General features: G+C 58.5%; 21 protein-coding genes, 1 tRNA gene and 1 pseudogene. 9 read left to right on the plus strand and 14 right to left on the minus strand.

All coding sequences use genetic code 11. The features are described 5' to 3' along the window. Positions 1–165 precede the first annotated feature (165 nt). The 6 genes and pseudogenes from Q1W15_RS18850 to Q1W15_RS18875 form a co-directional block, all read right to left on the minus strand. Entirely contained in the window at positions 166–831 is a 666-nt protein-coding gene (locus Q1W15_RS18850) for a hypothetical protein (RefSeq protein WP_223457452.1), read from the minus strand. 510 nt (positions 832–1,341) lie between these two features. After that, a complete protein-coding gene (locus Q1W15_RS18855; protein WP_080587823.1) occupies positions 1,342–1,614 on the minus strand; it encodes a hypothetical protein in 273 nt (90 codons plus the stop codon). Continuing rightward, a pseudogene (locus Q1W15_RS18860) lies at positions 1,611–2,587 on the minus strand (integrase domain-containing protein). Before Q1W15_RS18860 ends, Q1W15_RS18855 begins: the two are co-directional and overlap by 4 nt. Positions 2,588–3,497: 910 nt before the next feature. Further along, positions 3,498–4,820: an integrase arm-type DNA-binding domain-containing protein gene (locus Q1W15_RS18865; protein ID WP_300730904.1), complete on the minus strand. Its 1,323-nt coding sequence runs from the start codon at positions 4,818–4,820 to the stop codon at positions 3,498–3,500. A 172-nt stretch (positions 4,821–4,992) separates the two neighbouring features. Next, positions 4,993–5,068: transfer RNA gene (locus Q1W15_RS18870), tRNA-Thr, on the minus strand. A gap of 79 nt (positions 5,069–5,147) precedes the next feature. Continuing rightward, on the minus strand, positions 5,148–6,077 hold the full coding sequence (locus Q1W15_RS18875) for a LysR substrate-binding domain-containing protein (protein WP_300730905.1): 930 nt from the start codon (positions 6,075–6,077) through the stop codon (positions 5,148–5,150). A 78-nt stretch (positions 6,078–6,155) separates the two neighbouring features. On the opposite strand from Q1W15_RS18875, the gene Q1W15_RS18880 reads away from it, so the two are divergent. From Q1W15_RS18880 to Q1W15_RS18905, 6 genes are all read left to right on the plus strand, one after another. Then, positions 6,156–7,238, plus strand: a complete 1,083-nt coding sequence (locus Q1W15_RS18880) for a tartrate dehydrogenase (protein ID WP_300730906.1) — start codon at positions 6,156–6,158, stop codon at positions 7,236–7,238. Positions 7,239–7,532: 294 nt separating this feature from the next. After that, a complete protein-coding gene (locus Q1W15_RS18885) occupies positions 7,533–9,170 on the plus strand; it encodes a BCCT family transporter (RefSeq protein ID WP_300730907.1) in 1,638 nt (545 codons plus the stop codon). Positions 9,171–9,339: 169 nt separating this feature from the next. Continuing rightward, a complete protein-coding gene (locus tag Q1W15_RS18890; protein WP_300730908.1) occupies positions 9,340–10,461 on the plus strand; it encodes an aromatic ring-hydroxylating dioxygenase subunit alpha in 1,122 nt (373 codons plus the stop codon). A gap of 58 nt (positions 10,462–10,519) precedes the next feature. Continuing rightward, positions 10,520–11,968, plus strand: a complete 1,449-nt coding sequence (locus Q1W15_RS18895) for an NAD-dependent succinate-semialdehyde dehydrogenase (protein WP_300730909.1) — start codon at positions 10,520–10,522, stop codon at positions 11,966–11,968. Between the two features lie 69 nt (positions 11,969–12,037). Then, positions 12,038–13,006 carry a PDR/VanB family oxidoreductase gene (locus tag Q1W15_RS18900; protein ID WP_300730910.1) on the plus strand — a complete coding sequence of 323 codons (969 nt, stop codon included), beginning with the start codon at positions 12,038–12,040 and terminating at the stop codon, positions 13,004–13,006. A gap of 97 nt (positions 13,007–13,103) precedes the next feature. After that, positions 13,104–14,174 carry a PAS domain S-box protein gene (locus Q1W15_RS18905; protein ID WP_300730911.1) on the plus strand — a complete coding sequence of 357 codons (1,071 nt, stop codon included), beginning with the start codon at positions 13,104–13,106 and terminating at the stop codon, positions 14,172–14,174. A gap of 187 nt (positions 14,175–14,361) precedes the next feature. Here Q1W15_RS18905 and Q1W15_RS18910 read toward each other — a convergent pair whose 3' ends face one another. Both Q1W15_RS18910 and Q1W15_RS18915 read right to left on the minus strand, forming a co-directional pair. Beyond that, the gene (locus tag Q1W15_RS18910) at positions 14,362–15,738 is read right to left on the minus strand and encodes a heavy metal sensor histidine kinase (protein ID WP_300730912.1); all 1,377 of its coding nucleotides are present in this window, start codon (positions 15,736–15,738) and stop codon (positions 14,362–14,364) included. Continuing rightward, the gene (locus tag Q1W15_RS18915; RefSeq protein WP_300730913.1) at positions 15,731–16,405 is read right to left on the minus strand and encodes a heavy metal response regulator transcription factor; all 675 of its coding nucleotides are present in this window, start codon (positions 16,403–16,405) and stop codon (positions 15,731–15,733) included. Before Q1W15_RS18915 ends, Q1W15_RS18910 begins: the two co-directional genes overlap by 8 nt. Positions 16,406–16,541: 136 nt before the next feature. On the opposite strand from Q1W15_RS18915, the gene Q1W15_RS18920 reads away from it, so the two are divergent. Both Q1W15_RS18920 and uraH read left to right on the plus strand, forming a co-directional pair. Then, positions 16,542–17,021 carry a heme-binding protein gene (locus tag Q1W15_RS18920; RefSeq protein WP_300730915.1) on the plus strand — a complete coding sequence of 160 codons (480 nt, stop codon included), beginning with the start codon at positions 16,542–16,544 and terminating at the stop codon, positions 17,019–17,021. Between the two features lie 30 nt (positions 17,022–17,051). After that, entirely contained in the window at positions 17,052–17,462 is a 411-nt protein-coding gene (gene uraH / locus Q1W15_RS18925; RefSeq protein ID WP_300730917.1) for a hydroxyisourate hydrolase, read from the plus strand. Positions 17,463–17,543: 81 nt separating this feature from the next. Here uraH and Q1W15_RS18930 read toward each other — a convergent pair whose 3' ends face one another. Genes Q1W15_RS18930 through Q1W15_RS18950 form a run of 5 tightly spaced genes read right to left on the minus strand, consistent with a single transcriptional unit; the run spans position 17,544 to position 21,736 of the window. Continuing rightward, positions 17,544–18,776, minus strand: coding sequence for a methyltransferase (locus tag Q1W15_RS18930; protein WP_300730920.1), 1,233 nt, complete (start codon positions 18,774–18,776; stop codon positions 17,544–17,546). After that, positions 18,757–19,449: an ABC transporter permease gene (locus Q1W15_RS18935; RefSeq protein ID WP_300730922.1), complete on the minus strand. Its 693-nt coding sequence runs from the start codon at positions 19,447–19,449 to the stop codon at positions 18,757–18,759. Before Q1W15_RS18935 ends, Q1W15_RS18930 begins: the two co-directional genes overlap by 20 nt. Further along, complete coding sequence (locus tag Q1W15_RS18940) at positions 19,449–20,141, minus strand: ABC transporter permease (protein ID WP_300730923.1); 693 nt, start codon at positions 20,139–20,141, stop codon at positions 19,449–19,451. The genes Q1W15_RS18935 and Q1W15_RS18940 overlap by 1 nt, the downstream gene beginning before the upstream one ends. Positions 20,142–20,199: 58 nt before the next feature. Further along, a complete protein-coding gene (locus Q1W15_RS18945) occupies positions 20,200–20,949 on the minus strand; it encodes an ABC transporter substrate-binding protein (RefSeq protein ID WP_300730925.1) in 750 nt (249 codons plus the stop codon). A 13-nt stretch (positions 20,950–20,962) separates the two neighbouring features. Continuing rightward, the gene (locus Q1W15_RS18950) at positions 20,963–21,736 is read right to left on the minus strand and encodes an ABC transporter ATP-binding protein (protein WP_300730927.1); all 774 of its coding nucleotides are present in this window, start codon (positions 21,734–21,736) and stop codon (positions 20,963–20,965) included. Between the two features lie 544 nt (positions 21,737–22,280). Between Q1W15_RS18950 and gabP the strand changes: the two genes are divergently transcribed. Beyond that, entirely contained in the window at positions 22,281–23,672 is a 1,392-nt protein-coding gene (gabP, locus tag Q1W15_RS18955) for a GABA permease (RefSeq protein WP_300730928.1), read from the plus strand. Between the two features lie 83 nt (positions 23,673–23,755). On the opposite strand, the gene Q1W15_RS18960 is transcribed toward gabP, so the two are convergent. Then, on the minus strand, positions 23,756–25,990 hold the full coding sequence (locus Q1W15_RS18960; protein ID WP_300730930.1) for an ATP-binding protein: 2,235 nt from the start codon (positions 25,988–25,990) through the stop codon (positions 23,756–23,758). Positions 25,991–26,066: the final 76 nt, after the last annotated feature.

The raw sequence follows: 26,066 nt of genomic DNA on the forward strand, positions 1-26,066 counted from the left end.
GCCAAGATACTCTGCAAAAGCGCCGTACTGATTTTTTAGGCGGATGTATGAGTCCCATTAATATTTCATACATCCGCATCCAATCTCATTGGAATAACTTTATGATTTGACTAATAAGCTTTATGGTTTCGATAGCTAGTATCATAAGCAATTTTATACTTTCCATTATTTGGTCTCCTTGGCTGGCTTATCTATAAGGTCACCGTCTGCGCCAATCTCAATCGCACGTTGCAAGAGCAACTGATAATAGGATGCAGGTATCTGAGGCTTAAGCTTTTTCAATACTAAATATGGGTTATATATAAGGACAAAATTGTAGGGGCCATAAGCACCTTCCTTCGTATCGATAAATCCCAATTCTTGAAGGACCTTCATATGCTGCCGCCAAGTCGTCACATTCCGTTCCCCGGAATATCCTGACTCAATGGCATAAACAGATTCATTCTCAATAGTTAGCATGTTTTCATCCCACACCCTACACCACAGAGCAAAATACGTTTTTCCAGCTGCGGCAGACTTTCCGGTATGTTTTTTTGCGAGGTCGTCAATCATGTTGGTTATGAGTGAAAGCGTCCTAGGGATCGATGAGTATCCATCATTGACTGTTCGATCCCATAGAAGACTGGTATCTAGCTCTGGCCATAACTCTCCACGCATTTTCATCGCATTAAGATGGGCTTTACTTTTTCTCTTTTTTTTCTGAGTGGTATTCAAAGCAAGTAGAGCAGCAAAATTTTGGTCTAGTACACCGGCGGGCGTCTGATTTACGACAGTTGTGGGCTGGGCAGCGGCAAGTGGCGCTGGGGGTGATGGGATAGGGGTATCAGTCATGATGCAATCTCCGAGTTAGTAATCTCAGCTGAAAGCCCGGCGGTTCGGGAAACAATCGCTGGAACCAAGATTCGACTAAAAAACGTTATTTATCAAATACTTAGAACGTGCAATCTGAACCCGATACTGCAGGTATATTCCAATCTGAGTATTGAGTAAGAATATAGAAATAGCCACTCAGATTTGAGTTGAAAATTATGCGTCATCCAACTTGTTAAAAAACATGTAGTTATAGGCGTTGCAGTGCTCGCTGGGCTGTGCGTGCTCACCGTGCTGTGTGTGCCCCCGGTGATCGCGGGTTGTAGGGGTTTTGTAGGCACCCGGTTCAGTGCTCTGGAAAAAAAATAACGGACGCTTCGGTGCGGGGATGCTCTATTTAGAGGGCAAGAAGCGGGGGAGGGGGCGTAAAAATCGATGTAGTGGCGTCACTAGTAGCGGCGGTGTTGCGAAAAACTGGCGAAGAAGCCAATTCCTATCGCCCGTCTTTGGTCGGTTGCTGATCCTCGACTATCAATTGAACTGCCATGCCTTTCCTAAGCGAATAGTGAGCAAATTTATGGTCAACAGATAGTAGTAGCGCGTCGACTCAGCGCGCGGATTCACGTGCGTATCAAGAAACCAGGCCAGATGCTTTCGCTGCCAGGTCCATGGATTATCTCGGTGCCAGCGATTAGAAATCGCAGCGTGAATTGCTTTAGCCTGACGTATGTGACGTACACGTGTGTCGCGCGCTCCGGTCAGTACTCCAGCTAGGAACAGCTCCATATCGAATGGCTTGCTCATGCTCGATCACCGATGTAGGCAGACGTCACGTCAATTCGACCGTGTCCCAGCTCATAGCTGATTTGTAAGCGTGCCTCTCGATCAAGGCGTGGATCGATCCGCCTGCATCTGCCACCATTGATGGGCGCTGGGTGATTGGTGATCTGCTCATAGCGTTCGCATGCAAAAGCCGCCCGTAATTCATGAAAGCCTTTGAGGTTGTGCTTATGGAGGAGGTCCCGTGCGGCGCGGACGATTTCCCGTTGGAAATCGAGGTAGCTTTCGTTCGGCGCAAGCAGGTTGTGGCTGCCGTCGGGTGAGACCTGTTCGGCGAATCTCAGCGCTTCGTGAATATGATCATCCACCCTGATCCAGCGAGGTGCCGAGGCACCTGAGCGGCCCCCTTTGGTGCCATCCTGGATGTTGATCTTGCCGTAGTGTTCGGCCTCACGTTTTAAGCGCGGTAAGTCGGCCAAAATGGCCTCGCGCAGGCGCATGCCGGTGGCCCGCGCCAACTGAGCGATGGCCGCGGCACGAGAATGCTGTTCGCTGAGCGACTCGACGATGCGCATCAGGTGTTCGCGATCCTGGCCTTGTGGAGCTGTCGTGCGGATGGTGGTGCGCTGCATTCCCAACGCCTTGCTCGGACTCGGCACTTTCACATATTGATCACCGCGAAGCGCCGCCATGGTTCGGTTCACACTGGACAACCGATTTTGCGCAGTGGCGATGGCGAGCTCACCTTGTTCAACTTGCTCGCGCAGATGCCCCGCGTAGTCCAGCAAGGTCTGCCGATCAATTTGTCGCGCATCGTTAAACCCTGGTCCATCGTCTGAGCGGCACCAGCGTACAAACGCCTGCCAGCGATCACTGTGTGCCTTGACCGTCCCGTAATGCCCCCGCCAAACAGATCGCGCAACGCTTGCGGCCCGGCATAGCTCAGTTGCCGGCCATAACCAAAATTGCGCCCATCCCGTCTACCTACCAATCCCATGATCAAACTCCTGTCGAAGCCAAATCTTTGAAACTTTCCCCACGTCATCCCGCCAAGAATGTTGAGTGTTATCAGGGATCAAGGCCCCTGCGACCTGTGAGGGTTGTCCACTAACGCGGGACTGACGGCTCCTTACGGCCGGGAGCTTGGGCATCTCATGATCTGGCCTCCTGAACACTTCCGAAGAAGTGGGCGGGTGGAGGCTGCACTGGCTGACGAGACCGGCGCCACGAGATCCTGAGTCGGGTGAAGGCAGTGATGCGATGACCGGGGCATGCCTGACTGTCAGTCAGGTGCAGTCCATTCCTTGGGCTGCGGCACCATCATCTGCACCGCTGTTGCTGGCGACTTCGGTGTTTGTCACGCCGATTGTCACGAGGGGGAATGCCGCAAAGCCTTGTACGAGTTGGGCTGCAGCAGCGGTAGGAGCGCCCGTCTCTTTCCGGGAGAAAGAGACGGGCGCAGGTTGGCGCACGGGAATGGCCAAGCGGATAGGTTGCTGCAGGGCAGCTATGAAAGAGGATGAGTTGCCGCAGTGGGCACACTGGTAAAAGTAGGCATCCATCACATCGCTGTGACCGTGCGAGCCGCCGGACGCTAATCGCACTTTGGGAGAACCACCACGGTGTGGCGTAGCCTCAAAGGTTCTGGCTACCTGGGTTGCTGTCGGCGACAGCGCTTTGCCCGATCTTTTCTACGCCTGTGGATAATTCGGGTCAAGACTCCAATTTTCGGGAGTTCTGCGGCTGTGGATGAAATTATCCACCGGTGGAAATCAGTGGTTTTCCACAGACAGTTGTGTGGGCTTTAGATTTTTTAAGTGAGGTCCATCCACGCAGGGCGGCTTTGCAGCCCTGTTTGGATGGACCCGCGTGGACAAGCGGATCACTGAGATATAAAGACCGAGCGCTTACTCAGTTGCGCCACGTTTTGCTTTTAAGCGAGTGACGTTCGGTCCGGTCTGGTTCGCGAATTCGTGTGGAGTGACATGCTCCTGCCGGTTGGCCTCCAGGTACCGGCTCCACCAGTTCATGATCAGCCTGCGCTCCTCGATGAACTCGGCCTTGTGGATGTAAGCGGCGCGGACGTTGTTGCGCTCCTTGTGGCTCATCTGCCGTTCAATGGCTGTCTCCGACCACAATCCTGACTCGATCAGTGCGCTACAGGCCATCGAACGAAACCCATGCCCGCAGATATCGGTTTTGGTGTCGTATCCCATCGTCCGAAGCGCGTTGTTCACGGTATTTTCGGACATGGGCTTCCAGGGTTTGGCATCCCCTGCGAAGACCAATGCGAATTTGCCTGTGAGTGCATGGATTTTTTCGAGTAGCGCCACTGCTTGCGGCGATAAGGGTACTAAATGGATATCCCCTGCCATCTTCGTACCCCTTGTGGAAAAGGGTACTCCCTCCAACGCGGGTCGAGTGTCCGGTATCTCCCAGGTGCCGCGCTTGAGGTCGAACTCGCTCCAGCGTGCGAAACGCAGCTCGCTGGATCGTACAAACACATGCAGCGACAGCATCACCGTCAGACGGGTAAGTGCCCGGCCTTTATAGGTGTCGATCCGCTCCTGCAGTTCCGGCAGTCGCGATAAGGGTAGAGCGGGGCGATGTACCACCCGCGGGGCTTTGATCGAGCCTTCGAGGTCGTAAGCAGGGTTTATGGTGATAAGCCGGAGGCGCTTTGCCTCGCGCATGATGCTCTGCAGGTAGTTTTGTACCCTTAACGCAACGTCGATCGTTCCGCGCTTCTTGATCGCTTCCAAGGGCTGCATAAGGTCATGGGTGTCGAGATCAACAATGGCGCTTGCGCCGATCAGCGGGAATACGTGGGTTTTGAGGCGGCTCATCACTGTCTTGGAATGGCCTGGTGCCCACTTGGCCGACATTTCCGTATGCCAGTCGAGCGCAACGCTTTCAAAGGTTCTGCCTTTGATTACGGCTTCCGCCTTGGCTTGGTGCTTGGTCTCTATAGGATCAACGCCATCCGCCAGCATTCGCTTAACTTCCAAGCGCTTGCGGCGCGCATCGGCGAGGCCGACCACGGGGTAGTTGCCAAACGAGGTCAGCCCTTCCCGTCCGTCAGGTTTGACGTAACGGAGCCGCCAGCCTTTGTGGCCATTGGGTTGGACTAGGAGGTAGAGGCCATCGCCGTCGAAAAGCTTGTAGGCGCGGTCTGTAGGTTTTGCCAAGCGGCAAGCTGCGTCGGAGAGCGGAGCGGTGGTGCGCGACATAAGGGTACTCCCTTTTATCGACGTGACCTGTATCCCAAACTCTCCCCCTAAATCGACCGGAATTCACCAGTTTCTGACGTAACCCGACAGAACCCCAAAACGAAAAAACCCGCCAGAAGGCGGGTTTTTCGGGGGTTTCAAAGACTTTACTAGCTGTCTGTGAAACCTTGTGTGGTGCCGGCACCAAGAGTCGAACTCGGGACCTACTGATTACAAGTCAGTTGCTCTACCAACTGAGCTATACCGGCGTTATGGGCGACGAGTATACCCGGATGTTTGGGCTTGTAAACCCCTGATATCAGACTATTTTCATGTTTTTTTCAGGGCTCAGGGTGTGAGGCTGTGGTGCTCGCTGAAGTATTGGCGCAGAAATTCGACGGTGACGCGTACTTTGGCGGAGTTGGCCAGTGGCGCCGCGTAGACGGCCCAGATGTTGGCCTGTTGGCGGTAGTCCGGGAGGATGTGGACGAGTGTGCCGTTTTCGAGGCTGGCGCGTACGTCCCATTGGGAGCGCAGGAGGATGCCGCGCCCGTCCAGCGCCCATTGGTGGACGACTTCGCCGTGGTTGGCCGACAGGGCTCCGGTGACTTTGACGCTTTCTTCGCCCGCCGGGCCTTGCAGGCGCCACAGGCCGAAGGGGTGGTCGCGTTCTTTGATGGCCAGGCATTCGTGGCCGGACAGTTCGGCCAGGGTGCGCGGTTCGCCGTGGCGCGCCAGGTAGTCGGGGCTGGCGCACAAGACGCGGGCGTTGGGAGCCAGCAGTTTGGCAATCAGGTTGGGGGCGATGTGGTCGCCAATGCGAATGTCCAGGTCGAAACCTTCTTCGATCAGGTCGACCAAGCGGTCAAACATGTCAAAGCGAATGTCCAACGCCGGGTAGCGCTGCGACAACTCTGACAGCGCCGGGCCAACTCGGCGTCGGCCCAGGCCGAAACTGCTGACAATGTGCAATTGGCCACGGGGCTCTTGGTGCAGCGCCGAGACGTCTTCGTTCATTTGCTCAACGGCATCGAAAATATGCAGCGCCCAGCGGTACACCCGTTCGCCGTCGTCGGTGACGGCCACGCGACGTGTGGTGCGGTGCAGCAGGCGAACGCCCATGTTCTGCTCCAGCAGTTGGATGCGCTTGCTGACATAGGCCGGCGACACGCCTAACTCGCTGGACGCGGCGGCGAAGCTTGAGCGCCGTGCAACCACCACGAACACGCGCAGGTCTTCCAGGTTCGGTAGATTATTCACGAATCGTGTCTTATCCATTACCAGTTCGCATGATTATCTTTTTATGACGGGTTTATACCATGGGCTCACTTCTTCTCACTCAAGAGTTCGCCCCCCATGAGCAAGACATTCAAGATTGCCGCCATCGCCGGTGACGGTATTGGTAACGAAGTACTGCCTGAAGGCCTTCGGGTTGTTGAAGCGGCCGCCAAAAAGTGGAACCTCGACCTGTCGATCGAAATCATTGAGTGGGCCAGTTGCGACTATTACGAACGCCACGGGCAGATGATGCCGGACGACTGGTTTGAGACGCTCAAGGGCTTTGACGCGATCTATTTCGGTGCGGTGGGCTGGCCGGACAAGGTGCCGGACCACATTTCCCTGTGGGGTTCGTTGCTGAAATTCCGCCGCGATTTCGATCAGTACGTAAACATTCGCCCTGTGCGCCTGTTCCCGGGTGTGCCGTGCCCGCTGGCCGGTCGTAAGCCGGGCGATATCGATTTTGTGGTGATCCGCGAAAACACGGAAGGCGAATATTCTTCGGTGGGCGGGCGCATGTTTGAAGGCACCGAAAACGAATTTGTTCTGCAAGAGTCGGTATTTACCCGACGCGGTGTTGACCGGATTCTGAAGTACGCCTTCGAAGTGGCCAAAGAGCGCCCACGTCGGCACGTGACGTCGGCCACCAAGTCCAACGGCATTTCCATCAGCATGCCGTACTGGGATGAGCGCACCGAGGCCATGGCGGCCAATTATCCACAGGTCACCTGGGACAAGCAGCACATCGACATCTTGTGCGCGCGCTTCGTGCTGCAACCCAACCGTTTCGACGTGGTGGTCGCGTCCAACCTGTTTGGTGACATTCTGTCCGACCTGGGCCCAGCGTGTGCGGGCACTATTGGGATTGCGCCGTCGGCCAACCTCAACCCGGAGCGTAATTTCCCCTCACTGTTTGAACCGGTTCACGGTTCGGCCCCGGATATTTACGGGCAAAACATCGCTAACCCCGTCGCCATGATCTGGTCGGGCGCGTTGATGCTGGAATTCCTGGGCAAAGGCGATGAGCGTTACCAGGCCGCACATGATGGCATTTTGCGCGCCATTGAAGCAGTGATTGCCACCGGTCCGAAAACACCGGACTTGGGTGGCAAAGCGTCGACTCAAGAGGTCGGTCAAGCGATCGCCGCCGCGCTGGCGTGAGCCGCTAAACACCCCTGAGCAAGCCCCAAGCCACGCGCTTGACAGCCTGCGAAGCTCCCGTAAAACGGGCGCTTCGCGGGCTTTTTTGCGTGGGCGAAGGAATCCTGCACGCGAAGAAAATTCCGACGGCGTCAGTTGCAAAATAATCAGGCACAGGGCATATTGTTAACCGCAAGATATGTGTTAACTAAAGGTTAACAAGATGGGTTTGCGGTGTGAAAGGAGTCCTTAACAGCCTTACGTGCTGACGTGGAACCCTGCAGTAAGAGAAAACCTCTCTCTCTGGAGACTTAAATGTCCAATAACAATAAAAAAGATGTCTTTTTGATATCGACTAGCCTGATTGCTGTACTGATTACCGTTGTAGGCCTTGCCGTTTACCCGCAACAAGCCGAGATCACGGCCAATATGCTGTTTGAGCTGTCTTCCCGGACGTTTGGCACTGCAGTGCAAGTGTTTGTGTTCTGTTGCGCCCTGGTGGTGCTGTACATCGCGTTCAGTAAGTACGGCAACATTCGCTTGGGTAACGGCAAGGCCGAATACCCGACCGTGACCTGGGTATTCATGTTTATCTGCGCGGGAATGGGGTCGTCGACCCTCTACTGGGGGGTGATGGAGTGGGCGTATTACTACCAGACGCCCGGTCTGAATATCGCCGCAGGTTCGCGTGAAGCGCTGGATTACAGCGTCAGTTACTCGTTTTTCCATTGGGGTATCAGTGCCTGGTCGCTGTATGCCTTGTCGTCGTTGGCGATGGCTTATCACTTCCATGTGCGCAAGAAGAGCGGCCTGAGCCTGTCTTCGATCATTGAGGCCGTCACCGGTTTCAAAGCCCAAGGCCCTGTAGGCCGGCTCGTCGACCTGGTGTTCCTGCTGACCATGTTCGGTGCCTTGACCGTATCGCTGGTGCTCACCGCGTCTACCCTGACCCGTGGCCTGTCGGCACTTACCGGCATGCCAGATACCTTCACCACGCAACTGGCGGTGATTGGCGTGGTAGCGGTGGTGTTCTCGCTCAGTTCCTACATCGGTATTGCCAGTGGTATGCAGCGTCTGTCGAAGATGGTGTGTATCGGTGCGCTGGTGTTCGCGGCCGTGGTGCTGGTTGTCGGGCCGACGCAGTTCATCATCAATAACACTGCCAATTCCCTTGGTTTGATGATGCAAAACTACGTGCACATGAGCCTGTTTACCGACCCGCAAGGCGACGGTGCCTTCACCCGCAACTGGACGGTTTTCTACTGGTTGTGGTGGGTGTCCTACGCGCCGGGTGTGGCCATGTTTGTGACCCGTGTGTCCAAGGGTCGCAAAATGAAGGAAGTGGTGGCGGCCATGCTGATGGGCGGCAGTTTTGGCTGCTGGTTCTTCTTCGGCACGCTGGAAAGCTACAGCATGCATCAGTTCATCACCGGTGCTATCGACGTGCCGCGCATCCTGACGGAGCAGGGGGGTGAAACGGCGGTCGAGATGCTTCTGAACGCCTTGCCGTTCGGTCAGATCTTCTTGGGTGTGTACCTGTTCATCATGGCGGTGTTCTGTGCCTCGCACATGGACGCAGCGGCCTACGCCGTGGCGGCCACCAGCACCCGCAATATGCAGGAAGGCCAGGACCCGTCGCCGACGCACCGCCTGTTCTGGTGTATCGCGCTGACGCTGGTGCCGCTGGCGATGCTGTTTGCCAAGGTGTCGCTGTCGACCATGAAAACCGCTGTGGTGCTGACCGCCATTCCGTTCCTGGTGATTCTGCTGACCAAGATCTACGGCTTCCTCACCTGGATGTTCAAGGACTACGGCTCAATGCCGGCCTACCTGATCGAGGAAGAGTCGGTGGCCCGGGGGGAGAACCTGGATTTCGTCGCTCCGTTTGAGGCTGCAGCGCAAGCACCGGGCGTTACGCCCAAAGCCAAAGCGGTGCCCGCAGCCCTGAGCTAACCCATGCACGTGAGCCACGCTCAGGTGCCCACCCATGGGTACCGGGCCCTGAGCGGTTTTTTTTGCCTGACGTGTTAACCAGTGGTTTGTAGTTAGTCACTGGTTACATAAAAACAGCCTGAAACAGGGCGTATCGCACGACCCTCTGAATTGCCTGAGAGAGACAACAATGAACACTATCGTGAAATTGCCTGCCGACTTTTGCGCCAACCCTGATGTGGCTCACACCATTCCAGCGTCGTACTACACCCAGCAGAATGTGTTTGAGATCGAAAAAGAGAAGATTTTCGCCAACACCTGGGTATGTGTCGGTCACCGCAGCGAAGTGGCCAACAACAACGATTACATCACCCGCGAAGTGATAGGCGAAAGCATCATTGTGGTGCGTGGGCGTGACAGCGTGCTGCGTGCGTTCTACAACGTGTGCCCGCACCGTGGCCACCAACTGTTGAGCGGCAGCGGCAAGGCCAAAAACGTGATCACCTGCCCGTACCACGCCTGGACCTTCAAGCTCGATGGCGAGCTGGCTCACGCGCGCAATTGCGACAACGTAGAGAGCTTCGACAAGGAAAATTCCACCCTGGTCTCGCTGCGTGTTGAAGAGTACGCCGGCTTTATCTACATCAATATGAACAACGACGCGGGCACCGTCGAGGAGCAACTGCCGGGCCTTGAAGCGCGCCTGCGCGAAGCCTGCCCGGTGGTGGACGACTTGCACCTGGCCGCGCGGTTTGTCAGCGAGACGCCGGCCAACTGGAAGTCCATCGTCGACAACTACCTTGAGTGCTACCACTGCGCACCGGCCCACCCCGGCTTTGCCGATTCGGTGAGCGTGGACGAGTACTGGCACACCCTGCACGGCAACTGGTCGTTGCAGTTTGGTCACGCCAAATCGTCGGAGAAGTCCTTCAAGTTCGACGAGTCGATCAAAGACCCGTCCTTCAGCGGCTTCTGGGCCTGGCCGTGCACCATGTTCAACGCGCCACCCGGTGGCAACTTCATGACCGTGATCTACGAGTTCCCGGTGAGCGCGGGCGTGACCCTGCAGCACTACGACATTTACTTCCTCAACAAAGAGATCACCCCCGAGCAGCAATCGCTGATCGAGTGGTACCGCGACGTGTTCCGCCCAGAGGACCTGCGTTTGGTTGAAAGCGTGCAGCGCGGCCTGCAATCGCGCGGTTATCGCGGTCAGGGCCGGATCATGGCTGACCGTCAGCGCAGCGGCATGAGCGAGCACGGCATCGCGCATTTCCACAACCTGATCGCTGTGGCCCACCTGGACGACTGATCGCGCGGCCGCCACCGCCCGACGGTGGCGGCCCGACCCATAAAGAGGAGTGTCCTGCGTGCAGCTCAAAGACCCCCAATTGTTTCGCCAGCAGGCTTTTATTGCGGGCGTATGGACAGATGCCGATAGCGGGCAGACTGTCGATGTGACCAACCCGGCCCAAGGCCACCTGCTGGGCAATGTGCCCTTGATGGAGGGCGCTGAAGCCATCCGTGCCATTGAAGCCGCCGATGCTGCCTTGCCTGAGTGGCGCGCGCGTACGGCCAAAGACCGGGCGCAGATCCTGCGTCGTTGGTTTGAGCTGATGCTGCAACACGAAGATGACCTGGCCCGGATCATGACCCTGGAACAGGGCAAGCCGCTGCACGAAGCAGTGGGCGAAATTCGCTATGCGGCGTCGTTTATCGAGTGGTTTGCCGAAGAGGGCAAACGCATTTATGGCGACGTGATTCCCTCGCCCTCCACCGACAAACGCTTGCTGGTGGTCAAACAGGGCATCGGCGTGTGCGCGGCGATTACGCCGTGGAACTTCCCGGCGGCGATGATCACCCGCAAGGTCGCACCCGCGCTGGCCGCCGGATGCACCATCGTGGTCAAACCGGCCAATGAAACGCCGTTTTCAGCCCTGGCGTTGGCCGCGCTGGCTGAGCGTGCCGGCCTACCGGCGGGCGTGTTGAACATCGTCACCGGCGACGCCCCGGCCATTGGCGCGCAACTCACCGGCCACCCGCTGGTACGCAAATTCAGCTTTACCGGCTCGACGCCAATTGGCCGTTTGTTGATGAGCCAGTGTGCTGACACCATCAAGAAAGTGTCGCTGGAACTGGGCGGCAACGCGCCGTTTATCGTGTTCGCCGATGCGGACGTAGATGCTGCCGTCGAAGGTGCCATCGCCGCCAAGTACCGCAACGCCGGGCAGACCTGCGTGTGCGTTAACCGCTTCTACGTGCATGACGCGGTCTATGACCAGTTTGCCCGCCAGTTTGGTGCCAAAGTGGCTGAGCTGAAGGTCGGCCATGGCAACGCGCCAGACACCCAGATTGGCCCGCTAATCACTGTGAAGGCAGTGGATAAAGTGCGTGCGCTGATTGACGACGCGCTGAGCAAAGGCGCGACGCTGCTGCTGGGCGGCCAGGTGCATGCGCTGGGTGAACAGTTCTTCGAACCGACCGTGCTGGGTGACATCAAGAAAGGCATGTTGCTGCTGGACGAAGAAATCTTCGGCCCGGTTGCGCCGCTGGTGCGCTTCCACTCCGACGCCGAAGTGCTGGCCCTGGCCAACGACACGTTGTACGGCCTGGCAGCGTACTTCTACAGCCGCGACATTGGCCATGTGTGGCACATCGCTGAGCAATTGGAATACGGCATGGTCGGCATCAACACCGGGTTGATTTCCAACGAGGTCGCGCCGTTTGGCGGGGTCAAGCAATCCGGTTTGGGGCGTGAAGGGTCCAAGTACGGGATCGACGATTACTTGCAACTGAAATACCTGTGCCTGGCGGTCTGAGCCGCCGGCACCGGGTTTTAAATCAGGCGGCACGCCGGTGCCGCCCTTTACCGCAGTAGAGGTTTTTCGATGGCCCACACCTACCAAATGCTTGCCGCCCGTGTGATCGAGGTTGAGCAGGTGACGCCGCTGATCAAGCGTTTCACGCTGGTGCGTCAGGACGGCAACCCGCTGCCGGACTTCACCGGCGGTAGCCACATCATCGTGCAGATGAAAGACGCCGATGGCCGTCAGCACAGCAACGCCTATTCGTTGATGAGCGACCCGCGCCAGACCGCCAGCTACCAGATCGGCGTGCGCCTTGAAGAACAGTCCAAAGGCGGTTCGGCATTTATGCATCATCAGGTCGAGGTCGGCACTGAGCTGATGATTTCGACCCCGAACAATTTGTTTGCCATCGACCCGAAAGCCGGCCGGCATGTGCTGATTGCGGGCGGCATTGGCATCACCCCGTTTCTGTCGCAACTGCCTGAACTGCGTGACGCGGGTGCCGACTACCAGTTGCACTACGCCTTCCGCAGCCCTGAACACGGTGCCTTTCAGGCGCAACTGCGCGCCGGGCCCCATGCCGAGCGCACTCACCTGTACGCCGACAGCCTCGGCCAGTCGCTGAAACTGGCCGAGTTGTTGGGCACGCTGGACGACGATGCGCACGTGTATGTGTGCGGCCCCAAGCCGCTGATCGACGCCGTGATTGCCACCGCTAAACAGCTCGGCCTGGCGGATGAACGCGTGCATTGGGAGCAGTTTGCCGCCGCGCCGATCACCGGGGGGGCCTTTACGCTGGTGCTGGCCAAGTCGGGTCAAGAGCTGCGTGTCGAAGCCGGCATGAGCATCCTCAAGGCCATCGAAAAGGCCAATGTGGACGTGGAATGCCTATGCCGTGAAGGCGTGTGCGGCACCTGCGAAACCCGCATCCTGGAAGGGGAAGCCGAGCACAACGATCAATATTTGAGCGATGACGAAAAAGCCGCGCAACAGACCTTGATGATTTGCGTATCGCGGGCGCGGGGTGAGCGTTTGGTGCTCGATCTGTAACCCTGGTTTGAGTGCTGTGCCGTGATTGGGCCTGAGGGCTGCAGGCGTGTGTGTATACTTGTGACCGCCCTGCGCCTCGCGTGATCACGGATTTGCCATGACTGAAGATAGCTTTGCCTTTCGCCTGAAGGAGCTGCTCGAACACCATAAAATGACCTTGCAAGCGGTCGGAACGGCTCTGGGTATCTCCCGTACGGCGGTGCACAAATGGACCCGGGGTGGCGAAATTGATTACGGCAACCTGCGAAAACTGGCTGACCTGTTGAAGGTCAACTGGGTGTGGCTGCGCTATGGCGAACAGGCGGTCAGTGACCTTCAAAGTGCCGAGCCGGTCGAGTTGCCGATGACGGATGTGCGGCGCAAATACATCGCTGACATCATGGAAAGTGAAGCGCGCATGACCCTGGCGCAAGAGAATGCCGGGATCGTGACCTGGGAATGGAACCTGATCACCGACGAGGTGTTTTACTCGGCCAACGTTGAGCGGGTGTACGGCTGGCAGGTCAATAGCAACGAAGACTTCTGGCCCCACGTGCTGCCCGAAGACGAAGCGGTGATGAACGAGATGTACCGCGAGTGCTTCGCCAATAACACGCCGTACGAATATGACTTTCGGATTATTCGCCCCGACGGCGAGATGCGCTGGATTTCATCGCGGGCCATGCCGTTGAACGACAACGCCGGGCGTGCGGTGAAAATGATCGGCATCAGCATGGACAACACCGCCCGCAAAACCGCCGAACAGGCGTTGCGCAAAAGCGAGGAAGCGTTTCGTGCGTTGTTCGAGCTGGCGTGTGGTGCCATCGCCTACGTGGGCCTGGACGGCAGTTGGTTGCGGGTCAACGACAGCCTCTGCCAGTTGTTGGGTTACAGCGAGCAGGAACTGCGCGCGTTGACCTTTCAAGACATCACCCACGTTGATGACCTGCAAGCCAACCTTGAACAGCTACAGCACTTGCTGGACGGCAAGATCCGCAACTACGACCTGGAAAAACGCCTGCTGTGCAAAGACGGGCATTACATCTGGGCCCATGTGCGCACCTCGTTGCAACGCAACTCCCAGGACGACAGCCCCGAGCACTTGATCAGCGTGATTGACGACATCACCCAAGAGCGCGCCGAACGCCAGGCGCTGCTGGCGCGCATCCAATACCTCGAATCCTTGTAGCCGTCCGGGGTGCGACTACAGCACTCGCTTTTCGTAGCAGTTGCCGAAGGAACGAGGCGACGTCCGATTGCGTAGCGATCGTAAAACCTGAATCCCGGATTTGACAGGAGTACCGCGCTGTCTGATTTCACGACGGCTGCGTCGCCGGACGTCGCCTCGCAAGGCTCGGCAACTGCTACGTAAACAACTAAAGGGCGCTGTGCCGAGGAAACCCCAGCTCAAACAGGGTTGCTCGGTTATCGCTGTGTACCCGCACTTCACCGCCATGCAGGTGCATGATCGAGCGCACGATGGCCAGCCCCAGCCCGCCCGAATCCCCCGGCTGTGCGCGGGCCGGGTCGACGCGGTAAAAACGATCGAACAGTTTGTCCAGGTGTTGCGGGTCAATCGGCTGGCCCAGGTTGTGCACCCCGATCCAGCAGACGTTGCCCTCGTCGCGGCGCTGTAAACGCACGGTAGACCCTGCCTGCGCATGGCGCACGGCATTGGCCAGCAGGTTGCCCAAGGCCCGTTGCAACAACTGCTGATCGGCATCAAGCACGCCGCTGAGGGTGTTGCACACGTTCAGTTGGCGGTCATCGGCCAGCGCTTCGAAGTAATCACACAGCTCATCCCCCACGGCCTTGAGGTCCAACGGTTGCAGGTGCAGCGGGCGTTGACCGTGCTCGGCCCGGGCCAGGAACATCAAGTTCTCGGCCATGCGGTTCAGCCGCTCGTATTCTTCGAGGTTGGAGGCCAGCACCTCTTGATACTCGGCGGCACTGCGCGGCTGGTTCAGCGCCAGGCTGTTGCTGCCCAGCAAGTTGTGCAGCGGGGTGCGGATTTCATGGGCCAGGTCGGCGGAAAACTGCGACAGCCGCGAGAAGCTGTCTTCCAGCCGCGCGAGCATGGCGTTGAGGGCCAGCGCGGGGGCCTTGAGTTCGGTGGGCATGGCGTGTGTCGGCATGCGCCGGTGTAGGTTGCGCGGGTCAATCCCGCCCATGGCCTGGGCCAGTTGATGCAAGGGTTTGAGGCCCCGGCGCAACAGCAACAACCCCAGGCCGAATGCCAGTATCGCGCCCAGCCCCACCGCGCCGTACAAACGAAGGCGGTAGCTGACAAGCATTTGTTCGCGTTCATCAAGACGCTTGCCCACGGTGACGTTCAAAGTTTCCCCCGCTGGGCCCTGGGCCATGCCGGCCAGCAGTAAGGTGTCGTCGAACGTGTGGATGTCGGCTCGCTGTGGAGCTCGGTCCCGGGGGATGGGCCGCACCGGAGCCAGTGCTTGTTGGTGGGGGTTGATGGTGATCAGCGGGCTGCCATCGTCGCGAGCAACCTGCAACACGCTGTCCAGGTTACCCAGCATGTTCTGGTACAGGCGCGGGCGTTGTTGCAAGGCCTCCAGGCTGTCGCTGTCGTGCAATAAGGCCCGCACTTGCTCAAGCCGGCCAAGCAACGCCTGATCGTCACGAAACGCCAGCTCCGAGGCGAGCGAGCGGTACAGAAACACCCCGATCACACCCAGCACCAGCGCACAGGTCAGGGCAAAAGCCAGTGCCAGGCGCCAGGCAATGGATTTACTCATCGGGTGCTTCCAACTGGTAACCGACACCGCGCACGGTGTGAATCAGCTTGGGCATAAACGGGTCATCGACCTTGGCCCGCAAGCGCCGCACGGCGACCTCGACCATGTTGGTGTCGCTGTCAAAGTTCAGGTTCCAGACTTGGGACGCGATCAAGGTGCGTGACAACACTTCCCCTTGGCGGCTGGCCAGCAGGTGCAACAGCGCGAATTCCTTGTTGGTCAGGCTGATACGTTGCCCGCCCCGGCTGACACGGCGGCGCAACACGTCGATGTCCAGGTCAGCGATGGTGAACGCCTCGGCTTCGCGCATCGGGCCACGGCGCAGCAGCGTGCGCACGCGTGCCAGCAGTTCCGCGAAGGCGAAGGGCTTGAGCAGGTAGTCGTCTGCACCCAGCTCAAGGCCGCGCACGCGGTCTTCGATGGCGTCTTTGGCGGTTAAAAACAGCACCGGCGTGGCCCCGCGCTGGCGAATCAGTTGCAGCAATTGCCAGCCATTGAGCCCCGGCAGCATCACATCGAGGATGATCAGGTCGTAGGCCTGCTGCTCAATAAAGTGCCGTCCGTCCAGCCCGTTCAACGCCACATCCACCGCAAAACCTGACTCGCCAAGGCCTTTGGCCAGGAAATGAGCCGTCTTGGCTTCGTCTTCCACTATCAACAAACGCATTGCACACCTCGATCAATCGTCTGCACAGGCTAGCTGTGTTTGGCGGGTGTGATGCATTACAAACGTGTAATGCAACTGACGGGGTTTTGACGAGGGCCGCTGGGTAAGGTGACAGCCCTTGAACAGGAGCTTGCTGATGATGCTGAAAATCGTGTTGTTGTGCGCCGCGGTCGGGGCGAGCGCAGCGGCCCAGGCGGCACCGGCATTGGCGCGTCATATGGATCTGGACCTGGCCACGGCCCGGCAATTGGCCGACGCCACCTTGGCGCATTGCACCGGCGCGCTGAGCGTGCTGGACCGTGGTGGTAATGCACTGGTGGGCCTGCGCCCCGAACGTGTTGGGCCCCATAACCTGCTGGCCAGCCAGCGCAAGGCCTACACCGCGCTGTCTACCAAAACCCCGACGCGCCTGTTTGCCGAACGTGCCCGCACCAACCCGGAGGCTGCCAACCTCAACTCAATCCCCGAGCTGTTGCTGTTGGGCGGGGGGGTACCGCTGTTTGCTGACGGTGAGTTGGTCGGCGCGCTGGGTGTGGCCGGGGCGGGTGGTGCGGAGCAGGACGAAGCTTGCGCCGTGAAAGCGGCCGAGCAGGTGGGCCTGAAAATTCAACCCTGAATGAGTGTTTAACGCTATAGAGGACGAACCATGAAAACGTTGCGAATCACCTTGGCCGCTTTGAGCCTGAGCGCCGTGTCCAGCCTGGCGCTGGCAGCGGGCAACCCGTTGAGCGTGCATGTGCTCAACCTTGAAAACGGCTTGCCGTCACCGGGGGTCAGCGTGACCCTGGAAAAACACGTAGGCAAGGACTGGCAGCCGCTGGCGCAGGGCGTGACCAATGAGCAAGGCCGCATTGGCGAATTGTTCCCGGCCAAGCAAGCGTTTGAGACGGGTGAATACCGCGTGGTGTTCAAGACGGGCGAATACTTCAAGCAAGCAGGGCGCGAGACATTCTTTCCGGAAATTCCGGTGATCTTCGAAGTGAAAAACGCCGACCAGCATTACCACATCCCGTTGTTGCTGAGCCCCTACGGGTTCTCGACGTACCGCGGGTCGTAAGCCCTGCGTAGGCGCGAGCGTGCTCTCGCTCTTTTGATCTTGAAAACAAGGTCGCGAGCAAGCTCGGTACGTGTTTAGGGGTTATTCACCGCGCTGTGCCAATATCATCAGGTTGCGCGGTGTGAGTTGGCTGTCGCAGAACTCGCTCACGCGCACGTTATAGCCGTGTTCGCGCAGGTACAGCGCCCGATCCAGCACCAGCCACAGTTCCAGCGGGCGGCGAAACAGCCCGCGCACCAACTCCAGATTGCGCACCTGTGCCAGTCGCTCCCGGCCCGCGGCTTCCAGCGCGGGCCAGTTTTCTGTGCCGGTTGTGGATAAGTCCTTCAAGGCCGCCAAGTCCTCGCAATACTGCGCAAACGGTATGTTCAACCACGTACTGGGCAGCGAGGGTGTGGATAAGTATTCATCGCACTGGCGCCGTTGGCGCTGCCACAGGTCAAAGCCCAAGCGCCGCGCCATGGACTCGTCGCGCTGACGTCGCACGCGGCTGCCCGCCGTCACGGTTTCGCTCATCGGCAGGCTCAGGTCTTCTTGCGACAGCGCCAAGGCGGACGTTGTTGCCGCTGTGGATAACGGCGAGTAGTGCGTGGCACCGATGCGGTTGTAGCAGCAGGGCGACAGGGCAAGTTGTCCACAGCCGGCGGCGCTGGCCAGTTGCAGCAAGCGCACGTGCAGGTCGCCACAGGCATGCAAGGCCACGGGGGTCATGTTGGCCTTAAGCTGCAATGCGGCGTCAGGCGCAAGCACGTCTTGTTGCACATGCCGGGCCTGCAAGTGATGGCGCTGGCTGAGCGCCTGGCCGGCCTCTATCAAGGCTCGGTCGTATTCCAGGCAAGTGAGGTGCTGCTCGTCGCTGATCAAGCGGCGGCCCAAATGGCCTTTGCCTGCACACCAGTCCAGCCAGTGCGTGGGGGTTTTATCGAACACCAGGCGGCTGGCGAAGGCTTCGATCTGTTCCCATTTGCGCCCCGGCACGTCCACCTGCAAACCCCGCACGGCAGGTGCCGGCGGCTGGCCGGGCAATCGGCCAACGGTACTCAAGGTTCGGGCGGTTCGCGCCCACTCAGGGAACGATGCAGGGGCGGGCAGGTGTTCGGGGTGGTTGTGGCTGGCATCGGCGTCGTGCAACGAACGCTGGCGCAACCAGTGCGCCAGTGCCGGGTGCTGCGCTTCCCACGGCACATTCAGCAAGGTGAAGGGCCGTGGGCGCCACAGGTGCTGGTGTTCGGTTAGAAACGCATCCAGTGCCTGGAAGCGGGTGAGCAATGACTCACCCTCAAGCACGTGCGCCTCAGCGCCCTTGGCAGGCATCGACGCGCAACCAGCGCTCCAGCAGCTTGAAACCCTGAATCAGCACGAACGACATGATCAGGTAAATCGCCCCGGCGATCAGGAACATATCCACTGTTTGGTAGTTGCGGGCGATGATGGTACGGGTCATGCCGGTCAGTTCCAGCAGGGTCACGGTACTCGCCAGCGAGCTGGCCTTGAGCATCAGGATCACTTCGTTGCTGTACGCCGGCAGGCCGATACGCGCCGCGCGGGGCAGCATGATGTGCACCAGGGTTTTGAAGCGCGACATGCCCAAGGCCCGGGCCGCTTCGATCTCGCCCGGCGGGATGGCCTGGATCGCGCCGCGCAGGATTTCTGCGATGTAGGCGGCGGTGTGCAGGGTCATGGTGAGTACCGCACACCAGAACGGGCTGCGCAGGTAGGGCCACAACACGCTCTCGCGCACCACTTCAAACTGGCCCAGGCCGTAATACACCAGAAACAGTTGAATCAGCAGCGGTGTGCCACGAAAGAAAAAGATGTAGGCGTAAGGCAGTGAACGCACGTACCAGAGCCTGGAGGAGCGGGCGATGCCCAGCGGGATGGCGACGATCAGGCCAGCGATCACAGAGAGCGCGGTCAGCTCAAGGGTCAGGGTTGCACCCTGAATCAGCTTGGGCAGCCATTTGAGGAAGAGTTCCCACACCTGCATTACGTTCTCCTCACGAAGCCGCGCGCGGCGCGTTTTTCAAGCACATGCATCGTGCCCATCGCCAGGACGGTCAGGCCCAGGTACATCACGGCGGCCACCATGTAGAAGGTGAACGGGTGTTTGGCGAAGGTCACGGCGTTTTGCGCCTGACGCATGATTTCTTCCAGGCCGATGACCGACACCAGTGCGGTGTCTTTCATCAGGATCATGAACAAGTTGCCCAGGCCGGGCAGGGCGATACGCCACATTTGCGGCAGCACCAGCCGGGTAAAAATACGCGGTCTGGACAAGCCCAGGGCCATGCCCGCCTCGCGGTGCCCTTTGGGGATGGCCAGAATGGCCCCGCGAAACACTTCCGTTGCATACGCACCAAAGCACAGGCCCAGGGCGATGACGCCGGCGGAAAATGCGCTGAGGGAGAGGTCGGGTATGCCAAAAAATTCGCCGAATGCACGCACCGCATTGACGCTGCCAAAGTAAATCAGCAACACCCACAGCAGTTCAGGAACGCCGCGCACCAGCGTCGAATAAGTGCCCCCCAGCCATTTCAGCGGCTTGTAGGGCGAGGTTTTGGCCAAGGCACCGAGCAACCCGAGCACCAGGCCCAGACACAGCGCAGTGAGTGCCAGTTTGACGGTCATCAGCGCCCCAGCGGCAAGCGCCGGGCCGAATCCGTATAAGTCGATAGTCATAAATTAGGCAGGCTTGGCTTGGGACCGGCGCAGCCTTGCGGCGCGCCGGTCAGGCAGATCATTCAATGCTGAATGGGAAGTACTTGTCGTTGATCTTCTTGTAAGTGCCGTCTTCCTTGATTTCCTTGAGGGCGAGGTTCAGCTTGGTGCGCAGGCCTTCTTCGCCTTTACGCAAGGCAATGCCGACCTTGTCGTCTTCGTTGACCGGCTCGCCTTTGAACTCATAGGCCTGACCCGCTGGGCTCTTGAGCCAGTCGTAGTTGGCGTACTTGTCAGCCAGCAAGGCATCTACACGGCCTGAGGTCAGGTCGAGGTAGGCGTTTTCCTGGGTGTCGTACAACGAGATGTTGCCCCCTACGTTATCTTCCAGCCATGTGGCGGCTTGAGTCGAGCGTTGGGTGCCCAGGGTTTTGCCTTTGAGCGATGCCACATCGGTTTTGAAATCAACCTTTTTAGGCGCGATGAACTGCTGCTTGTTGGAGTAGTACGGGTCGGTGAAATCGACGGCTTGTTTACGCTCATCAGTGATCGACAGCGATGACACGATGAAGTCGTATTTTTTGGCGTTAAGTGCCGGGATGATGCCGTCCCAATCGGATGTAACGATCTCGCACTCCGCTTTCATTTTGGCGCACAGAGCCATCGCAATATCCGCGTCGAACCCGACAACTTCACCGCTGGCGTTCTTGTTGTTGAACGGAGGGTAAGCCCCCTCGATGCCTACTTTATATTTGTCGGCGGCCAGTGCGTTGGCACTGAACACCAGCGTGGCGGCAGCGGCCAGGAGAAACTTTTTATAGTTTTGCATTCGTATTGCTCCGTTAGCGGTTGCTGGACATGAATTGTTTACAGCGCGCTGAAACCGGGTTTTCGAAAACCTGCTCAGGCGATCCTTGCTCTTCGATCAGGCCCTGGTGCAAAAACACCACCTCTGTGGACACCTGACGGGCAAAGCCCATTTCGTGGGTGACCAGCAGCATAGTCCGACCTTCCTCGGCGAGCGCGCGGATCACACTAAGTACTTCCTGGACCATTTCCGGGTCAAGTGCCGATGTGGGTTCATCGAACAGAATGACCTTGGGTTGCATGGCCAGCGTGCGCGCAATCGCGGCGCGTTGTTGCTGGCCACCGGACAGTTCAGAGGGGTAGGCATGGCGCTTTTGCGCAATACCGACCTTGGCCAGCAGCGCTTCGGCAACCTCTGTGGCTTCAGCCTTGCTTTGGCCCAGCACGCGGCGTGGGGCCTCGATCACATTGTCGAGGATGGTCATGTGCGGCCACAGGTTAAAGTTTTGAAACACAAAACCCAATTCACTGCGCATACGGTTGATTTGCTTGCCGTTGGCGGCGATCAGTTCACCATTTTTGGCTTTCTTGAGCTTGAGCTCTTCGCCAGCAACCAGGATCTGGCCCTCGTGGGGGTTTTCCAGCAGGTTGATGCAACGCAGCAGCGTGGATTTGCCGGAGCCGGAGGAACCCAGGATCGAGATCACGTCACCGTCGCGTGCGGTCAGCGAGATACCTTTAAGTACCTCAAGCTCGCCGTAGCGTTTATGCAAGTTGCGGATTTCAAGCGCGGGCGTGGCCAAAGCCATGTGCGGTCCTCATTGTGTTCGAGTGCGATCCTGCTATTGGGCAGCCTTCCTGGCGATCGCCAAGCTAGCATAGGGTGGTGATGGCAACCAGCCGCCCTGTGGGTACAAAAGGCGTGAGCGCGGCCGGGTGTCGCATCAAGACAGTAGACTGTCGCGAGGACTACAACCGGCTTCGGATTTCGCCGTTTAGCCTGACAGGTGTCGCGTAAAAAAGGGCGCGATGTTGCCAGCTTTGGCCCTGTGTTGGAAGCACGAAGCGACTAAAAGACCAAACGGGCGCACCCCTTTTGGGCTGGGTCACCGAGCGTGAGTAGTTTTGGTGCGTTTTTACCGCGGGCGCTGTGTGGTTTGGTAACGATACCTTCGAAAGCCGCGTGCCAAAGCCCTCGAAAAATGAGCATGGCGTATGCTGGAGGCCGCAGAAAACGGCACTTTGTACCAATGTGGCTTATTTGTTGCGTAAATAATTCTAAACGCCCCGTTGGTTACTTTTTACGAAAGTCAACGCGGGTGCTCTGAATGGCTTCAATGAAAGGTAGTCGCAATGAGCAATACGCAATCCACTCACGGCCTTGAACAAGGGCTAAAACCAAGGCATGTGACCATGCTGTCGATTGCCGGTGTGATCGGTGCCGGCCTGTTTGTCGGCTCCGGCCACGCGATTGCGCAGGCGGGGCCTGCGGTGCTTCTGGCCTATGCAGCCGCCGGCACATTGGTGGTGCTGGTCATGCGCATGTTGGCCGAAATGGCCGTTGCGTCACCGGACACCGGTTCGTTTTCCACCTATGCCGACCGTGCTATCGGGCATTGGGCCGGTTTCACCATCGGTTGGTTGTACTGGTGGTTCTGGGTGCTGGTTATTCCACTGGAAGCTGTCGCCGCCGGCACCATTCTGCATGCGTGGTTCCCGGACACCGCCATTTGGGTGTTCACCCTGGTCATCACCCTGTTGCTGACCGTGACTAACCTGTTCAGCGTGAAGAACTACGGTGAGTTCGAGTTCTGGTTTGCGCTGGTCAAAGTCCTGGCGATTGTGGGTTTCATTGTGCTGGGCGCACTGGCGATTTTCGGCCTGCTGCCGACCAGCGGCGTGAGCGGCGTGTCGCACCTGGTCGACACTGTCGGCTTTATGCCAAACGGTATGGGGGCGGTGCTGGCAGCCATGTTGACGACCATGTTCTCGTTTATGGGCACTGAAATCGTCACCATCGCCGCAGCCGAATCGAAGAACCCCAGCCAACAAATCACCAAGGCCACCAACTCCGTGATCTGGCGGATTGGCCTGTTCTACCTGGTATCGATTTTCATCGTGGTGGCGCTGGTGCCCTGGAATGACCCGGGCCTGGCCAGCGTTGGCTCTTATCAGACCGCGCTCGTCAGCATGGGCATCCCGAATGCCAAACTGATCGTTGATATCGTGGTCCTGATTGCGGTGACCAGTTGCCTGAACTCGGCGCTGTACACCGCTTCGCGGATGTTGTTCTCTCTGAGCAAGCGCGGTGATGCGCCGGCGGCTGCCAAACGCACCAATGCCAGCGGTACGCCTTACTGGGCCGTGATGATGTCCACGGGCGCAGCCTTCGTGGCGGTGTTCGCCAACTACGTGGCCCCCGCTTCGGTGTTTGAGTTCCTGCTGGCCAGTTCCGGTGCCATTGCCTTGCTGGTGTACCTGGTGATCGCGGTGTCGCAACTGCGCATGCGTAAAAAGCGCATGGCAGCGGGTGAGGCCATCTCATTCAAAATGTGGCTGTTTCCGGGCCTGACCTGGGCGGTCATTGTGTTTATCGTGGCGATTCTGACGATCATGTTGTTTCAGGAGTCGCACCGGGTCGAAATTATGGCCACCGGGTTGCTGAGTGTTCTGGTGGTAGCGGCGGGCATGCTGGTGGCCCGTCGCCGGCGTGCTGAGAAACAGGGGGCAACGGTACTCAACTAGACCAGGACGGTGTGTGGTTGAGTGACCTGTAAAAACGCCATCCTTCGGGATGGCGTTTTTTTTTGACGGTGACGGTGTGATCGTCAGATCATTCTGGGTACGGTGAAGCGAAATTCGCTGCCTTCCCCGGCAACGCTCTCCGCCAGTAACTGTCCGCCGTGGGCTTTGATAATGCCTTGGGATATATACAGCCCCAAGCCAGTGCCTGAAGCATTACCGTCTTTTGCCGTCCAGTAGCGGTCGAAGATGTGAGGCAGTTGTTCAGCCGGAATGCCTTTTCCGGAGTCGCGCACACTGAAAACGATGTCATCTCCGTTCGACATGGCGGCCACGCCAATTTTGCCGTCGGAGGGGGTGAACTTGATGGCATTGCCGATCAGGTTAGACAACACCTGAAACAGGCGCTCAGGGTCGGCGTTGATTTTCAGGTCGGGTTCCGCGTTGAAGGTCAGTTCAACCGACTTGTCCATGGCCAGCGGTGCCAGCAATGAAAAGGCCTCTTCAAATATCTGGCTGACGTCCAGCGGTTGCGGGCTGATGGTGTAGCGCCCAGCTTCAATTTTGGAGGTGTCGAGCAAGTCGTCCAGCAGCACGCTCATGCGGCTGCTGGCTTGCTGCATGGTGTCGATGGCGGAAGTGATGCGCCGTGAGGTGTGTGGGCCATCATTGCTGAAGGCTTTTTGCATCATGCCGCAGAGCATCGAGATCACGGTCATGGGGTTGCGCAAGTCATGGGACACCACCGCGACCAACTCATCGCGGGCGCGTACCGCTTGCTGCTCGCGATACACCTGCCGGGCCAGGTCATTTTCCAGCGCTGAACGGCGCAGGTCGTTGGCGGCAAACAAATCGCCCAGGCTCCACTTATTGGAAATGCCATCCATCTCGACTTTCCACAGTTCGAACGACGTGCGCGGGCTTAAGCGCAGGCCGGCGCTGCTCGGCTCCAGGTTGAGGGGTTTGCGGGGGTCGCCGCTCCACGGAATGCTTTCTTTGACCTCCGTGCGAAACCACAGCACGGCATTGTCCACCGGTTTGGGCAATGTCATCGCCAGCAGGCCACTGGCAATGTCTTTGTAGTGCGCCGCCGGCGGGTAAAGCGTGGATAAGCTGTGGCTGGAAAACACCGGTGTGCCCGCGTCTCTGAACCACTGATACAAAGCCCGGATTTCGTCAGGTGGTGGGCATTGACCATAGCGGTGCAGCACCTTGTCCTCGATGATGGCCACGCCGCTGGCCTCGGTCAGTGACATCAGCGTTTGAGGTACTTCGGCCAGGCCGTCAAAAACGTTGTCTGCGTGCACCATGGCAGCATTCAAGTGCGCCAGTGTTTCCATTTTGGATTCGCGCTGGCGGCTGATTTCCAGGGTCTGCAGGGCGCTGATCTGCAGCGACAGCACTTGGCCAATGGTCTGGCAGGCCATGCGCAATTCATGGGACACGTGCAAGGGCTGGCGATGCCCGCAACTGATCAAGCCCCACAGGCGCTCGCCGTCCATCAGCGAAATGCTCATGGACGACAGCACGCCCATGTTCTTCATGTACTGGCAATGAATGGGTGAAACGCTGCGCAAGGTGGCACCGCTGAGGTCCAGCGGCTGGTGTGTGTCCGGGCGCAGTCGGGGAATCAGCTCTACAGGCGTGTAGTCCGCATTGGGGATGATGCGTAGCCAATGAGTGCGGTAAAGCTCGCGCGCTTGCTCAGGGATGTCAGAGGCCGGGAAGAACATGCCGTTGAACAGTTCCATTGAGGGCGCGGAAGCTTCTGCAATCACTTGCCCGTGGCCCTCCTCCTGGAAACGATAGATCAGCACGCGATCGTATCCCGTCAGTGTCTGGATCTCGCTCACACAGATCTCGTAGAGCGCGGGCAGTGTTTTCGCCGCCTGCAAGCGTTGCAACACGCGGCTCAGGTTACGCACTTTGGCCATCGTACTTTTGAGCTGGGCGTCGTCGGGCTTGAGTTCAAGCTCCAGGATCAGCAAACCCTTGTCACGGTGCAGCAAGCCTTCGTAGTGAAGGCCTTGCAACGCCAGGTCCAGCGGCGGAGCGTCGACCTGCTCGGCGAAGGCGCTCGCACTTTTTACCGCAGTGGCGGCCTGGGGCCCGGTCAGCATCGACAGTGGCTCACCCAACAGTGCCGCCGGGTCGAGGCCGAATACGGTGTGAACGTTGGCGCTGATTTGCTGGATCCGCAGCTCGGGCTCCGAGAGCGTCAGCAGCAGGCCATGGGGCTGGATCGCCCCCGGAAAACGAATGGGTTCGTCGGCGCAGTTGGCCAATAGTGTTTCAAAAGCTTCAGTGTCTAGCGGGGTCATCAATAGAACCTCCTGGCGTTCGAGTGACGGCTCGAAAATTGCGCAGCGCGCAGGCGTTGAATAAGGAACATGTGTC

It is taken from the genome of Pseudomonas sp., from assembly GCF_030150285.1.
GTDB lineage: Bacteria > Pseudomonadota > Gammaproteobacteria > Pseudomonadales > Pseudomonadaceae > Aquipseudomonas.

Excerpts from the sequence above, each read along its gene's own strand:
- Q1W15_RS18850 (WP_223457452.1), bottom strand. The coding sequence starts at position 831 with ATGACTGATACCCCTATCCCATCACCCCCAGCGCCACTTGCCGCTGCC.
- Q1W15_RS18945 (WP_300730925.1), bottom strand. The coding sequence starts at position 20,949 with ATGCAAAACTATAAAAAGTTTCTCCTGGCCGCTGCCGCCACGCTGGTG.
- Q1W15_RS18905 (WP_300730911.1), top strand. The coding sequence starts at position 13,104 with ATGACTGAAGATAGCTTTGCCTTTCGCCTGAAGGAGCTGCTCGAACAC.
- Q1W15_RS18900 (WP_300730910.1), top strand. The coding sequence starts at position 12,038 with ATGGCCCACACCTACCAAATGCTTGCCGCCCGTGTGATCGAGGTTGAG.
- Q1W15_RS18930 (WP_300730920.1), bottom strand. The coding sequence starts at position 18,776 with ATGCCTGCCAAGGGCGCTGAGGCGCACGTGCTTGAGGGTGAGTCATTG.
- Q1W15_RS18885 (WP_300730907.1), top strand. The coding sequence starts at position 7,533 with ATGTCCAATAACAATAAAAAAGATGTCTTTTTGATATCGACTAGCCTG.
- Q1W15_RS18915 (WP_300730913.1), bottom strand. The coding sequence starts at position 16,405 with ATGCGTTTGTTGATAGTGGAAGACGAAGCCAAGACGGCTCATTTCCTG.
- Q1W15_RS18880 (WP_300730906.1), top strand. The coding sequence starts at position 6,156 with ATGAGCAAGACATTCAAGATTGCCGCCATCGCCGGTGACGGTATTGGT.
- Q1W15_RS18865 (WP_300730904.1), bottom strand. The coding sequence starts at position 4,820 with ATGTCGCGCACCACCGCTCCGCTCTCCGACGCAGCTTGCCGCTTGGCA.
- Q1W15_RS18920 (WP_300730915.1), top strand. The coding sequence starts at position 16,542 with ATGATGCTGAAAATCGTGTTGTTGTGCGCCGCGGTCGGGGCGAGCGCA.
- Q1W15_RS18950 (WP_300730927.1), bottom strand. The coding sequence starts at position 21,736 with ATGGCTTTGGCCACGCCCGCGCTTGAAATCCGCAACTTGCATAAACGC.
- Q1W15_RS18940 (WP_300730923.1), bottom strand. The coding sequence starts at position 20,141 with ATGACTATCGACTTATACGGATTCGGCCCGGCGCTTGCCGCTGGGGCG.
- Q1W15_RS18935 (WP_300730922.1), bottom strand. The coding sequence starts at position 19,449 with ATGCAGGTGTGGGAACTCTTCCTCAAATGGCTGCCCAAGCTGATTCAG.
- Q1W15_RS18875 (WP_300730905.1), bottom strand. The coding sequence starts at position 6,077 with ATGGATAAGACACGATTCGTGAATAATCTACCGAACCTGGAAGACCTG.
- Q1W15_RS18960 (WP_300730930.1), bottom strand. The coding sequence starts at position 25,990 with ATGACCCCGCTAGACACTGAAGCTTTTGAAACACTATTGGCCAACTGC.
- Q1W15_RS18910 (WP_300730912.1), bottom strand. The coding sequence starts at position 15,738 with ATGAGTAAATCCATTGCCTGGCGCCTGGCACTGGCTTTTGCCCTGACC.
- Q1W15_RS18890 (WP_300730908.1), top strand. The coding sequence starts at position 9,340 with ATGAACACTATCGTGAAATTGCCTGCCGACTTTTGCGCCAACCCTGAT.
- Q1W15_RS18855 (WP_080587823.1), bottom strand. The coding sequence starts at position 1,614 with ATGAGCAAGCCATTCGATATGGAGCTGTTCCTAGCTGGAGTACTGACC.
- uraH (WP_300730917.1), top strand. The coding sequence starts at position 17,052 with ATGAAAACGTTGCGAATCACCTTGGCCGCTTTGAGCCTGAGCGCCGTG.
- gabP (WP_300730928.1), top strand. The coding sequence starts at position 22,281 with ATGAGCAATACGCAATCCACTCACGGCCTTGAACAAGGGCTAAAACCA.